This window comes from Nocardia sp. NBC_00881, from assembly GCF_045207455.1.
Taxonomy (GTDB): domain Bacteria; phylum Actinomycetota; class Actinomycetes; order Mycobacteriales; family Mycobacteriaceae; genus Nocardia.
On sequence record NZ_CP108798.1, the window covers coordinates 1050244 to 1063158 of the forward strand.

The 12915-nt window shown below is 65.2% G+C and carries 11 protein-coding genes; 4 read left to right on the forward strand and 7 right to left on the reverse strand.

Annotation, left to right across the window (positions count from 1 at the left end):
• Positions 1–81: 81 nt before the first annotated feature.
• Both OH799_RS04085 and OH799_RS04090 read right to left on the reverse strand, forming a co-directional pair.
• Entirely contained in the window at positions 82–1326 is a 1245-nt protein-coding gene (locus OH799_RS04085) for an IS701 family transposase (protein WP_406265588.1), read from the reverse strand.
• A gap of 57 nt (positions 1327–1383) precedes the next feature.
• A complete protein-coding gene (locus OH799_RS04090) occupies positions 1384–2667 on the reverse strand; it encodes a cytochrome P450 (protein WP_406275897.1) in 1284 nt (427 codons plus the stop codon).
• A 310-nt stretch (positions 2668–2977) separates the two neighbouring features.
• Between OH799_RS04090 and OH799_RS04095 the strand changes: the two genes are divergently transcribed.
• Together OH799_RS04095 and OH799_RS04100 are read left to right on the forward strand one after the other, a co-directional pair.
• A complete protein-coding gene (locus OH799_RS04095; RefSeq protein ID WP_406275900.1) occupies positions 2978–4645 on the forward strand; it encodes a GMC oxidoreductase in 1668 nt (555 codons plus the stop codon).
• Positions 4646–5505: 860 nt separating this feature from the next.
• On the forward strand, positions 5506–5817 hold the full coding sequence (locus tag OH799_RS04100) for an EthD family reductase (protein WP_406275903.1): 312 nt from the start codon (positions 5506–5508) through the stop codon (positions 5815–5817).
• 143 nt (positions 5818–5960) lie between these two features.
• Here the strand turns inward: OH799_RS04100 and OH799_RS04105 are convergent, their stop codons facing one another.
• Positions 5961–6131: a hypothetical protein gene (locus OH799_RS04105; protein WP_406275906.1), complete on the reverse strand. Its 171-nt coding sequence runs from the start codon at positions 6129–6131 to the stop codon at positions 5961–5963.
• Positions 6132–6210: 79 nt separating this feature from the next.
• Positions 6211–7155 (reverse strand): non-homologous end-joining DNA ligase, encoded by a 945-nt coding sequence (ligD, locus tag OH799_RS04110; protein WP_406275909.1) that lies wholly within the window; start codon positions 7153–7155, stop codon positions 6211–6213.
• A gap of 194 nt (positions 7156–7349) precedes the next feature.
• Between ligD and OH799_RS04115 the strand changes: the two genes are divergently transcribed.
• The gene (locus OH799_RS04115) at positions 7350–7601 is read left to right on the forward strand and encodes a hypothetical protein (RefSeq protein ID WP_406275912.1); all 252 of its coding nucleotides are present in this window, start codon (positions 7350–7352) and stop codon (positions 7599–7601) included.
• A gap of 730 nt (positions 7602–8331) precedes the next feature.
• On the opposite strand, the gene OH799_RS04120 is transcribed toward OH799_RS04115, so the two are convergent.
• Entirely contained in the window at positions 8332–9288 is a 957-nt protein-coding gene (locus tag OH799_RS04120) for a tyrosine-type recombinase/integrase (RefSeq protein ID WP_406275915.1), read from the reverse strand.
• An 8-nt stretch (positions 9289–9296) separates the two neighbouring features.
• Here OH799_RS04120 and OH799_RS04125 point away from each other — a divergent pair, with 8 nt between their 5' ends.
• The gene (locus tag OH799_RS04125) at positions 9297–10043 is read left to right on the forward strand and encodes an ATP-dependent DNA ligase (protein WP_406275918.1); all 747 of its coding nucleotides are present in this window, start codon (positions 9297–9299) and stop codon (positions 10041–10043) included.
• 71 nt (positions 10044–10114) lie between these two features.
• On the opposite strand, the gene helR is transcribed toward OH799_RS04125, so the two are convergent.
• Complete coding sequence (gene helR / locus OH799_RS04130) at positions 10115–12316, reverse strand: RNA polymerase recycling motor ATPase HelR (protein WP_406275921.1); 2202 nt, start codon at positions 12314–12316, stop codon at positions 10115–10117.
• Positions 12317–12422: 106 nt separating this feature from the next.
• The gene (locus tag OH799_RS04135; protein ID WP_406275924.1) at positions 12423–12644 is read right to left on the reverse strand and encodes a hypothetical protein; all 222 of its coding nucleotides are present in this window, start codon (positions 12642–12644) and stop codon (positions 12423–12425) included.
• Positions 12645–12915 lie beyond the last annotated feature (271 nt).

Consider the following 12915-nt stretch of genomic DNA (forward strand, 5'->3'; position numbering starts at 1 on the left):
GTAGGGGTTGGTGGCAGGTGTGGCAGTGTCCGGTCCAGGTGGCGAGTAGGTGTTGGAGTCGGCGCAGGACGGCGTAGAGGGTCAGGCCTGCGCAGGGGCTTTTGGGGTGTGGCGCAGTGTGGTGCAGATGGCTTGGGCGATGGAGGCGAGGGTGACGTGACGGTGCCAGCCGGTCCAGGATCGGCCTTCGAAGTGGTCCAGACCCAGGCCGTCTTTGAGTTCGCGGTAATCGTGCTCGATGCGCCAACGGATTTTCGCCAGCTGCACGAGATCTCGTAGCGGGATGCTCGGTGGCAGGGTGGCCAGCCAGTAGTCGGTGGGTTCCGGGGCTCCGGTGGGCCATTCGGCCAGCAGCCAGCATTCGGGCAGGCTGCCGTCGGGTGCGCGGGTGATGTTGCGGTTGGCCGGGCGCACCCGCAGTGCGAGGAACCGTGACCGCATCACCGCGCCGGGATTTCCTGGGGTCTTGCGGCTGCCGCGCCGCCAGGTGACGAACCGTCCTGCCGCGCGGCCGGCGGTGGTGATCATCGTCTTCGCGGTCATGGGTTTGTCGGGGTAGTCGGTGCGGGTTCTGGGCCGTCCGAACCCGGAGTAGGTCGGTGCCACCGGTCGGGCGGTGGCGGGATGGACGCTGGTCGAGGCCGAGACGGCCAGCACATAGGCCAGTCCTCGGTCGGTGAGCCCGGCGCGGAAGGCGGTGCTGTCGCCGTAGGCGGCATCAGCGATCACCGGGCGTGCGGGCATGCCCCAGGCGGCGACTTCGTCGAGCATGTCCAGGGCCAGTCGCCATTTCTCCCGGAACCGGGCGTGGCCGGGGATCGCGCAGCGTGCTCGCAGCGCCGCGATCCGCTGGGCTTCGGCGGGGTCGGTGGCGGTGTGGTCGTCCCAGGAACGGGGCAGATACAGCCGCCAATCCAGCGCGGCCGAGGACCAGTCGGTGACCGCGTGCACGCTCACCCCGATCTGACAGTTCCCGCGCTTGCCCAGCGCCCCGCAATACATCCGCGCCACCCCGGGTGAGGATGTGCCGTCCTTCGGGAAACCGGTGTCATCGACCACCAATGCGTCGGGATCGACGAACCGTGCCGCCCACCTGGTCAGCCGCGCCCTCACCTGGCTGTGGTCCCACGTCGAGGTCGTCACGAACTGCTGCAACTGCTGATGATCCACCCCCAGCCGTGCCGCCATGGGCTGCATCGACTTGCGCTTACCGTCGCAGAGTAGGCCCCGCAGATACAACTGTCCCTTTGCTCGCTGATCCCGACGGGCGAACCCGGCGAACATCTCCGCCGCGAACTCCTCGATCACCGGACGAACCAACTCCATCTCCTCACCCAACACCGTTCAACCACAACACATCTCGCACCACCTAACAAAGCACTATTAGTTGGCAGATAGTTTGGCGGGCATGGAACGGTAGCTGTTCAGGTTCACCAGGTCACGTGGGATCGGCGGGCCGTCCAGGCACAGATCCGGATACCGCTCGAAGAGGGCTCGCAGCGCGATGGCTCCTTCCATTCGGGCGAGGCTGGCTCCTAGGCAGCTGTGCACCCCGCTGCCGAACGAGACATGTTCCGCGGCGTTGGCTCTGGTCACATCGAATCGTTCGGGATCGGGGAAGACGGCGGGGTCCTTGTTGGCGCCCGCCAGCAAGAGCAGGATCAAGGAACGGGATTTGACGTGCTGATCGGCGATGTCGACGTCACAGCTCGCAACGCGGCCCGTTATCCGCACCGGACCGTCGTAGCGCAGGATTTCCTCGACCGCGCCCGGCCACAGCTCCGGCTGCGCCGTCAGCAGTTTCAGCTGGTCCGGATGGCTTGTCAGGAGGGCGATTCCGTTGCCGAGCATGTTTACCGTCGTCAAGAATCCGGCGTCTAGTAGCAGGGCGGCGTTGGCAATCTGCTCGCGGCGGGTGAGCTCGCCACCGGTCACCAACATACTGAGCACGTCGTCGCCCGGTTCGGCGTTGAGCCCAGCGATGTGCTGGTCGAAGTACCGTTGCCCCTCTGCCAGGTCTTCGATGGCGCGGCGGAAAGTGGTCCAGGTCAGGCCGCGTTCGAGCAGCGGCGCACCGGTGTCTCCCCACTTCAGCAGGGTGGAATGCATCTGGGCAGGCAACCCGAGAATCTCGGCGATGACCGCGATGGGCAACTGCTCGGAGAAGTCGCCGATCAGATCCGGTCGCGGCGTCGACCCGAGGCGTTCGAGCAGGTCATCGGTGACTTCGACAACTCGCTCACGCAGTTTTGCTATCGCCTTCGGAGTGAATGCCTGCCCGACCAGGCGTCGGTATTGGGTGTGTTTCGGCGGGTCGGTCACCAGCATCGCGGGTGGTTCCGCGAGGTTGGGCAGTTCCAGATCCGTCTTCGTCATCACCCAACGGATCGGCTTCGGCAGGGCTTGATTGTTGGGCGTGACCACGCCGAAGCGGCGATCCCGCAAGATCAATCGGCACAGTTCATGGTCCGCGGTCACGGAAAATCCCGACATGTGGTGCATCCGGCCCCGCTGCCGGATCTCCTCCATGAAGTGCGACGAGCCGAGCCCGCGATCCGGGCCGATCACCATCTGTGCGAAGGGATCGCCCCGACGCGCCGACCACAGCAGATAAGACCGTGGCAGGCGATGCAGGACCAGCCACCGGATCCATGCGCGCGCTAACATTGTCACCTCCCACGCTGGACACCTCTCATGATAGAGCGCCGCTGCTGGCACGGTCGACTAAGTTATTCTTCGGCTATCGGCCGTCAGCGATCTTGGTGACGTGGGCGGAAGGCGCTGCGCATGGCCGTCACGGTGGTCAAACGCACCGACACCGGTTCGTAGTACTGCCACGCAGGTAGGTTGGTCGAAAGGACCTTTGCCTGGTTCAGCAAGCATCGACATGGACATGGCGATGGTCGTCACTATGTCCCAACGACCCGCCCCGCGTAACCGAGTTTTCCGGACGCTCACGACGAGGGATAGGGATGTGATGGAGCGGCATTCCGATCAGGTGACGGGCACGATGGACAGGCGCGGTTTCGTCAAGGGCGCCGGCTTGGCCGCTGTGATGGTGGGTCTTGCGGGGTTGAGCACGCTCGCGACGGCCACGCCTCCGGCGTGGGCCGAAGACTACAGCCTGAGCTCGAGATCGTTGATGTATCGCATCCTGGTCCCGGAGATCTTCGCGCCGCTGCCGGATCCGGCCGACCATGTGCCTGCGATCGTCATCGGATCGGGGTTCGGGGCGTCGATCACCGCGCTGCGCCTTGCGCAGTCCGGGACCCAGGTCGCGGTGCTCGAGCGTGGGTCGCGCTGGCCGAATGATCCGTGGCGCGACATCTTCGCTGCCGACGCCGTTCCGGATGGTCGCGGCTTCTGGCACCGCACCACCTTTACCGGCGCGACCAGGATCCCTGTGTCGGTCGATCCTTTCGGCGGGGTGCTCGACGTTTCCAGTTACCCAGGTATCGACGTGTGGCGCGGTGCGTGCGTGGGCGGTGGCTCGGTGGTGTTCACCGGGGTGATGATCGAGCCGGAGCAGCGGTTCTTCGAGCACGTGTTCCGTGGTGTGGTCGATTACCGCGAGATGCATGACGTCTACTACCCAAGGGTCCGACAGACGTTGCGGCCGAGCCCGATGCCGTACGACCTTTATCACTCGATCGCGTTCGCGCACTCGCGGGCCTGGGACGATCAGGTCCGCGCGGCCGACTACGCGCCGCAGCGCATCGACGGTATGTGGAATTGGAACGTTATCCGCGACGAGCTTGCCGGACGATCGAGGCCGTCGGCGACGGTCGGCTGTTCGAACCTCGGCAATTCCAACGGCGCGAAGTTCGATCTGAATCAGAACTACCTTCGCTATGCCGAGGACACCGGCTGTGCCCGGGTCTACCCCGGCCACCGTGTGGACGCCATCGCCAGGGAGCCGGGAGCGTCGGGTCGTTATACGGTCACGGTGTCCAAACTGGCACCTACCGGCGAGGTGGTCCTAACCCGGACGCTGACCTGCGACACGTTGTTTCTCGGTGCGGGCTCGGTCGGCACCTCCGAGCTACTGGTGCGCGCGCGGGCGACCGGCGCGCTACCGAACCTGAACGAGCACATCGGCGAAGGCTGGGGCAGCAATGGCGATGTGGGCTTGGCGCGGACGCTCAGCTCGCTCGATGTGGGCACCCAGGGCACGCCGTCCGCGAGCCGCATTCTGGACGAGGCGGGCGCACCCGTGTCGTTGGAGAACTGGTACATCCCCGGCGCGCCGCCCTACGACATCGGCATTCTCGGATCGCTCGGCATGGTGCTCGACGACACCCGCGGCCGGTTCGTGTACAACCCGACCAACGGGCGGGTGGACCTGCAGTGGCCAGGCGACGGCGCGGCGGGCTACCTCGCCCGAGCGCAGGAGGTCAACGACAAGGCGGACTGCCACTGCCGGCCCATGGCCCCCCCAGGGGACGCCTCGATCACCTCACATCCGTTGGGCGGGGCAGTGCTCGGACGTGCAACAGACGGGTACGGTCGGGTGTGTGGTTATCGCGGCCTGTACGTGATGGACGGGGCTGCTGTGCCCGGCAGCACCGGAACGGTGAACCCATCGTTGACGATCAGCGCGCTGGCTGAGCGCAATATCGAAGAGATCATTCGTTCTGGGGGATAGTTGATGGCCGTCGGAGTCTGGACGGGCTACAGCGCTCGGCGTTCGTCTTCGGTCGGATATCCGATTCGCTACCTTGCGCGACAATGCATCGAACGGCTGTGCCAGGTGCAGGTACCGGCCAGCGATCGAGCCAATCCGCCCAGTCATCAGGCAGCAGAGTGCGCAATGCGGGCGGCGTAGACAACACGGCCACGAAGTAGAACAGCCTTCAATCGGGAATAGCCACGCGACAAGTATGGGGACTCCCCGGCTGACGCGCCGCGATTGAACGAGCACAGTTCACTGACCGGCGTCGCAGTGATGGCCGAGCTCTGCCTTCACATCAAACGACCGGACCAGTCGGTATTATGCAGGCAGGGTGAACGCCGTTCCATGCCGTTGGAAGGACTGGCCATGCAGAGGCAGGCGTGAGCTGGCTGCCGCAGTACGCGGCCATGCCGGCGACGGCCGGGACCCTCCCCGGTGACGAAGAGCACTGGGCCTACGCGGTGAAGTTCGACGGGATCCTTCTCTGAACTTGGCAAGTTGGGATGGGCTATGGCCCTCGTCGGAGTGGCGGATGCGCGATATTCGAACGTGCAATATTCGTTCGTCGTGGGATCTGTTGCACGGCAAAGGCGTTCAGTCGACAACCCGGAGGTGTGGCCGGTTCGGTCAGCGCGATATGCGGCAGATGAGTGCGTTCGTGGTGGTGAATTGTCGTGTCGCCGGCTGGGCTGGGTCACCGGTCCGATGATCGGCTCATCCGCAATGCACTTGATCTTGGCGTGGAGTCTGATCTACTGTCCACCTCGCGTTGATCGCGCACTCCGGGGTGTTGTGGTCGCTCGCCGCTGAACGGAGGTTGTACGGAGGTTGTTATGCACAAGCTGATGGTCCTGTATCCCGAGCCCGCCGATCCCGACCACTTCCGCGACTACTACGTGAGCAACCACCTCCCGCTGGTCACGCGCATGCCCGGCCTGCTCGCGTGGCGCTACAGCTTCGAGGTGGCAGCGACGCAGGGACAGACGCCGTACTTCGCGGTCTTCGAGGCCGAGTTCGCTGACGCTGCGGCAATGACCGCGGCGAGGGCGTCTCCGCAGGGCCAGCAGGTGGCTGCCGATGTCGCCAACTACGCCACCGGTGGTGCGGTCGTCATCCACTATCCGGTGCAGAACGGCACGTGCTGAGCCTGGCCCTGAGGCACCGCCGTATCCGCGGTGAGCGATGTTCGCCACATCCTCGCGGAATCGGTCCCCGCACTCTCTTCGGCATTACAGGGCATTCCGAGTGAAATCGTCGTTGAGTTCTTCTCCGCTCGCGATCGGGGTCGCTACTGGTCGAGTGGGCGTTCGTGCGCTGCGAGGTAGTGGGTCCAGTCGCGGGCGGCGAGCGTGCTCCAGCGGACCGCGGTGGAGATATGGATGTCGGCGGTTTGTGCCAGGATCGGCCCTGGAAGCTCGCCGGCCAGTTCGATCAGCGCACTGTTGCGTTGAGCACGCACGCTGATTCCGTGGGCGTTGAGTCGGGCGGTGAGCGTGCATGCCGCGATCGGCGCATCGACCGTGCGGCTGCCGGGGATCCTATAAAGGCATTTTGACCTCGCTCGGTTCCTTATCGGGCCGCAGTCCGCGCCAGGACGGGTGCCGAAGGCGGCTGTCGCCGGTCCATTCGGTAAAAGACACTTCACCGACGAGTTCGGGTTCAACCCAGATGGCGTCAGCGACAGGGGCGTCGACGGGGGCCGTGGTGCGTTGCAGCAGTTGGAGTTTCGCGCGTAGGATGTTGAGCATCGTTTGGGTGAATCCGGTGCCGACGTTGCCGATGTAGGTCAGTTTTCCGGTGTCGTCGTGAACCGCCATCAGTAGTGAGCCGATGTGCCCGGCCCGCCGACCAGTGCCCGGTTTCCAGCCGACGATCACCACCTCCTGATCGTGGACGTTTTTCACTTTGGTCCAGAGCGGGCTGCGTCGACCGGGCAGATAGGGGCTGTCGAGGCGTTTGCAGACGATGCCCTCGAGCCCGAGGCGTCGTGACTCTCCGAGGATCGCTGCGCCGGGGCCGCTTAGTCGAGGCGGTGTTTGCCAGTGTGGACCGTGGAGATCGAGCTGTTCGAGGAGTTCTCGCCGTTGCTGGTAGGTCAGGTGGATCAGTGAACGATCGCCGATATGGAGCAGGTCGAAGATGATGTAGGTGGCGGGAATGGTGTCTGCTAGGGCGCGGATCGCGCCGGGGTTGCGTTGGTGCATCCGCGGCTGCAGCGCCCCGAACGACGGGCGCCCGCCGGCGTCGAACACGACGATCTCCCCGTCGACGACGAACGCCGGGTCAGTGGGAGCGATCGGCGCGATTTCGGGCCAGGCCGCGGTGATGTCGTTGCAGTTGCGCGAGAGGAGCCGCAGGTCGTGGCTGATATAGCCGGTAGCGCGGATGCCATCGAATTTCACCTCGTAGTTCCATCGCGAGTCATCCGTGGGAAGGCTGCCAGCCATCGCCAGCATGGCCGCGTAATGCGGCAGCCCGGTCACGCCCGCCTCGCCGCCATCGTCGGTCCTCTCGCGAACTCGAACGTGTTGCTCGACAATCGCTTGAATAATACCAACCGGTCTAACTGGTCAAGTTGAACTGTTCGGCGAGTTCCGTAGGTAGCTGTTCTCGCAGTTGTGGTGGCGCGGTCGTATCAGCTCCGGGTGGGAACGACTTGGGATTTCTTGGATTCGATATGGCGCAGAGTTTCTTGGAGAGCGGTGACCTCGCCGAGCCATTGTTTCTGACGGGCTTGCTCCAGGCGCGCCTGGACGTTGTCCTGCATTTCTTCGAGTCGGGGCTGCTGGGTGGCGTCCAGGCGCAGGAACGGGCAACGGGTGCAAGCGTGTTCGTGGATGCATGGTGTGCCGTAGGGGCGGAAGCAGTCGCCGAGCTCCACACGCCGGAGAAGGAAGTGCTGCTCGAATTCGGCCCATTCAGTGGGTGAGGCGTCGCGGTATTCTCTGGACTCGCGCAAGGTTCGTCGGCGGGCGATGAATTCTTGGTGATGTCGGATGACTTCCTCAGGGAAGACCGCGGTGTAGCCGCGGGTGCGTCCAACGGTTTGCCTGTGCGGATCATGACCCGAATCAGGCAGGTCTCGGCGTCCATCTGCAGCCGTCTCACCTGGATCCGGTAGGACTCCAGCTCCCGCAGTCGGTTGAAGGATTCCGCGTCGTTGAACAGGGTGAATCGCTGAGCCAAGTCATGGAATTGGGTGCATAACAGAAACGAATACGACCGTCGGATGACGCGTGCGATCACCAGAGCCGTCAGCGCGCCGTGCCCGTCGAAGGCGCGGGTGATCCGCCCTTGGTTTTGGAGCTGTCGCGCCCATGCCCGTGGTGCCTCGTCGGCCCCGCTGGCCAACCACCGCTCCTCCCAAGTGTCCCCGGGGCATTCAGCAAGCCATTCCAGCACTACTCGCAGATGTCGAATCCATCGTTGTCGACTGGTGGGGCCGGGCGGCATCAGCGGATCGAGCCGCTGGACCAGAATCGCGGTCAGCGTGCCGATGTCGTGTGTGAGCAGTGCGGTGCCGGGGCCGTCGGCGGGGCGTCGGGGTGGAGGTTGACCTGCGTCGTAGCCGGCGAGCAGATAGACGCGGCCGGAGGGCCCGTATCGGTGGTCTCTAGGCACTTCGATGACGTTGCGTGCCACCGTCGTTGAATGAATGCTCACTCGGGCAACCCAAGCAGTTCGCGGACCTGTGCCGGGTCGTATCCGGCCCCGAACTGGATGTCTGAGGCAGGGCGTGGGCGAGCATGGTGCTCGGTCACCTTGGCGATCAGATCCTCCAGGCGTGGTCTGGTGTAGAGCAGAGTCGTGGTGATCGATGCGTGCCGCAGAATCGACTGGACGTCAACCAGCGTGAACGCTGGGTCGGCCGCCATGCGCGCCGCTGCGGTATGGCGCAGGTCGTGCAAGGAATAGTTCGTTCCCAGCGCCTCGTTGGCGCGTATCAGGACTGCCCGCATCGCGTGATAGGTCAACGGTCGATGCGGGCGGCGCAAGGTGTGCCAGGCAAGCCCATCTTCCAGACATCCTTGCTGGGCAGCCTGCATGAGGTAGAGAGCCAACCACGCAAATGCATCTGCCGAGGCCGGAACTTCGGCGAGCTCTCGGGTTCCCTTGGAGATCACCTGAATGGTCCGTCGTCCGGCATCGATGCCGTCGAGTCGCACTCCCAACAGTTCCGATGCACGAACACCTGACGACAAGTAGAACGCCACCAGCGCCCGATCCCGATCGCTGCGCAGCGCCGCGAACAGGTTCTCCACGGCATGATCGGGGATCGAACGCGGCAACTGCTTGGGCACTTTCTGCCGGTATTTCGCTCGCCGTGACACCAGGAACGGTTCCATCGGATTGCGGTGAGCATTGGGCCTGGCCCCACCGCGGCCGGTCCTCTGCGGGACCGGATTCATCAACGGGCCGAGGTCTACGTCGATCGCGAAGGCATAGAACTCCGAAAGCACCGTCAGCTGGTGATTGATGGTCCGCGCGGCGTATCCCCTTGTGGGGTAAAGCCTTTCAGTTACGAGGTTCACCGAACCCAGCGGCGGCGCCGAGGGAGAACGCCGAAGGCGCTGCGGATTCGGTGCCACCCGCAGGTATTCCACGAGCTCCCGCACGTGCCATCATGGACGGAGAAATCGTCACTTTCACCACCGACGGCCGAAGCTCCTTCGAGACACTGCAACCACGAATGCACCAGCGCGACCCCGCAGCGATCCGAGCTCTCATCGTCTCCGTAAAAGCGGCTTACGTCATCTTCGACCTCCTCCATATCGGCACCCGTTCCCTGATCGTTCTGCCTTACGAGCAGCGCCGGCAACTGTTGGAGCAACTCGGCCTCCAGGGCCCACACTGGCGAGTTCCGCCGCGTCTGCATGGCTCTGGCGCCGACATCCTCGCTGAATCTCGACGCCTCGGTCTGGAAGGCATCGTCTGCAAGCGCCTCGACAGCCCCTATCTCCCCGGACGACGCAGCCCGCTCTGGACCAAGGTCAAAAATGTCAACGACCAAGAAGTTGTCATCATCGGCTGGCGGCCTGGCACCGGCCGCCGAGCAGGACGGATCGGTTCATTGCTCATGGGCGTCTATGACGACGCCGGAACACTGACCTATATCGGCAATGTCGGCACCGGATTCACCCAACCGATGCTCGATGACCTGAAGACGAGACTCCAACCCCTGCAACGCACAACGCCGACCGCCGACACCGACGTTCCTGATGCCATCTGGGTCGAGCCCCTAGTCGTCGGCGAAGTCTCGTTCACTGAATGGACCAGCGACGGTCGGCTTCGACACCCATCCTGGCGCGGGCTCCGTCCCGACAAGGAAGCGCGACAAGTGAAATGTGCCTCGAGCGAACTCAATGGTTGAACTGCTCCGCCGCGGCTGCCACCCCGGGATTGGGGCAGGGCCGAGCGCACCATAATCCCGCACTCGAATCGCTACGCCAACCGCTGATTCCCAGCCTGGTCGGGTGTCCCGGTTTCGGCAAGTCCAGTCAGGGCCTGCGGCAATGGGTCCTGGTGTAGGACGCCGAGGCGTTGGGTGGCGCGGGTGAGTGCGACGTAGAGCTCGGCCGCGCCGCGTGGGCCGGTGGCGAGGATCCGTTCTGGTTCCACGACGAGGACGGCGTCGAACTCCAAGCCCTTCGTCTCCGACGCTGTCACCACGCCAGGCATACCCGGTGGCCCGATCACGACGCTGGTTCCTTCGCGCCCGGCTTCGTCCCGTACGAATTCCTCGATGGCAGTCGGCAGTTCGTCCTCGGTGACCTGCCTGGACCATGGCCGGACGCCACATGCGCGGACCGACGCCGGTGGCTGGACCCCGGGTGCGAACTCGGCGAGCAGCGCAGCGGCGACGGTCATGATCTCCGCCGGAGTGCGGTAGTTCACCGACAGCGACCGGTACACCCAGCGGCCGGGCACGTACGGCTCCAGCATCGTGTCCCACGATGTCGCTCCGGCCACAGACCGGCGTTGAGCGAGATCGCCGACCACTGTGAAGGATCGGCCCGGGCAGCGCCGCATCAGCACCCGCCAGTCCATCGCGGACAGTTCTTGGGCTTCGTCGACCACGACGTGCCGGTAGGTCCAGTCCCGGTCCGCGGCAGCGCGTTCGGCGAGCTGCCGGGTGTCGCGCTCGAGGAAGCGATCCGCCAGGTCCTCGGCGTAGAGCATGTCCTGGGCGAGCAGATGGTCCTCGTCGTCCATCAGGTCCTCGCGGCTGACCATGATGTCCAGTACGCCGGCGGCGTACTCGGCCTCGTCCTTGCGTTCCCGCTCGGCGGTCCGGTCGGCGGGCTTGTCGCGGCCCAGCAGGTCGACCAGCTCGTCGAGCAGCGGCACGTCCGACACCGTCCAGGCGTCTCCGTCGGCGCGCCACAGCGCCGCGGCGGCGCCCGCCGCACGCAGTCGTTCGGGGGAGGTGTACAGCTGTGCCAGCACAGTTTCCGGCGTCAGGACCGGCCAGAGTTCGTCGAGCGCGGCGGTGAACGTGTCATGGTCCGCGAGCTCCTCGAGGAGGTCCTCCCGCAGCTGCTCCCATGCTTCGCGGTCCGCCCGGGTCAGCCAGCCCCGGCCGATCCGGCCTATCGCCCGTTCGGTGAGCACCCACGTGACGATCTCGCGGAACACCACGCGGGCCTCGTTGTGTGGCAGCCCGCTCGCGCGCGCCTCCTCCCTGGCCCACTCCACGGTATCGGCGTCGATCCGCACCGTGACGTCCGACAGTTCGATCGGCAGCGGATGCTCCGGCAACCGCTGCCGATCAGCGACCGCCGCCGCGAGCATGTCCAGGACCTGCAGCGAACCCTTGAGCCGCGCGGCTTCCGCGGTGTCCTCGGCGGTGACGCGCAGCCCGGGCACGAGCTCGCCGGTGGTCGTGAATACCACATTTGACTCGCCCAGCGACGGCAGTACGTGGGTGATGTGGTCCAGGAACGCCGGGTTGGGCCCGACCACGAGCACGCCATGTCGTTCCATCCGCTCCCGCTGGGTGTAGAGCAGGTACGCCACACGGTGCAGCGCCACCACGGTCTTCCCGGTGCCCGGGCCACCTTCGATCACGAGGACCCCGGAGTGATCGAGTCGGATGATCTCGTCCTGCTCGGCCTGGATCGTCGCCACGATGTCGCCCATCCCGTCACCGCGCGGCGCGTTGACCGCCGCGAGCAGGGCCGCGTCCCCTCGCTCGCCACCATCGGGGCGGCCGAGCACCTCGTCGGTGAAATCGACCACGTGTCGCCCGCGGGTGTGGAACTGGCGGCGCCGGCACATGTTCTCCGGGTTCGCGGCGGTGGCGACGTAAAATGCGCGCGCCGCCGGTGCCCGCCAATCGAGCAGCAGCGGTTCGAAGTCGTTCTCCTCGTCGAAGAGGCCGATCCGGCCGATGTAGGTATGTTGGCCCGAAAGGGTGTCCAACCGGCCGAAACACAGTCCGTTGTCGGCCACGTCCAGCCGCCTCACCTCTTTGGCCAGGGCCCGCACCTCCACATCCCGTTCCATGGGTGACCCACCGTTTCCCCGCAACGCCGCGTTGTACTTGCCCTTTGCTTTCGCGCGCTCGGCGTCTAGCCGCGTGTAGAGCCCGGCCACGTAGCTCCGCTCGGACCGCAATTCGTCTTCGTACTCTCGAGTTGACACGTGCCCCTCACAGTGGCTGAACAGATGTTGGGTTCGGCGGTTTCCCATTGGCCGAGGGACGGTATCCAGTTGCGGGCCCTTCCTCGGCTCGATGATCCCGCGTGGTTCACGCGGACATCGGCGGCTCCTTTCGGCTGAGCGCGTCGAGCAGCAGCCTCGCCGCCACCGTCGCCCAGTCGGTGCAGATCGTGCCGGCCACGGCGGTCGCTCGTGCGCGGGTCTCCAGCGGCACGCCGACACCGGCCAGTCGCTGCGCGAAGTCTTCGTCCGGCGGCGCGCACACCCGCACCTCCGCGCCGAGTTCCCGCATCCGCTTTGCGAGTCCCATGAGCGGTTCGACGTCCCCGCGCGATTCATCCGTCGCCAACAACACAAGCACTTCGCGACTCCCATTTCCTCGGGTTCTGGCTTTGGCCGGGCAATTCTGCGGCACCACCCGGGTCTTGCCGCAAGCCCCCCGGTGCGCTATATGTTGAGAGTGGAAGGGAGTAAGTACTCTCCTTTTCTTTTTCCTTGCCCGCTGTGCACGGACAACCTAAGCGCGGGCGAGACCGTGGCGCTGTCGATCGAGACGGTCAACCGGAATCAGGCCGAGTTCG

Bases quoted from the DNA above. Each gene is read 5' to 3' on its own strand.
- OH799_RS04085 (WP_406265588.1), bottom strand. From the start codon at position 1,326: ATGGAGTTGGTTCGTCCGGTGATCGAGGAGTTCGCGGCGGAGATGTTC.
- OH799_RS04115 (WP_406275912.1), top strand. From the start codon at position 7,350: ATGGCGCAGAGTTTCTTGGAGAGCGGTGACCTCGCCGAGCCATTGTTT.
- OH799_RS04090 (WP_406275897.1), bottom strand. From the start codon at position 2,667: ATGTTAGCGCGCGCATGGATCCGGTGGCTGGTCCTGCATCGCCTGCCA.
- OH799_RS04095 (WP_406275900.1), top strand. From the start codon at position 2,978: ATGGAGCGGCATTCCGATCAGGTGACGGGCACGATGGACAGGCGCGGT.
- OH799_RS04135 (WP_406275924.1), bottom strand. From the start codon at position 12,644: ATGGGACTCGCAAAGCGGATGCGGGAACTCGGCGCGGAGGTGCGGGTG.
- OH799_RS04125 (WP_406275918.1), top strand. From the start codon at position 9,297: ATGGACGGAGAAATCGTCACTTTCACCACCGACGGCCGAAGCTCCTTC.
- OH799_RS04100 (WP_406275903.1), top strand. From the start codon at position 5,506: ATGCACAAGCTGATGGTCCTGTATCCCGAGCCCGCCGATCCCGACCAC.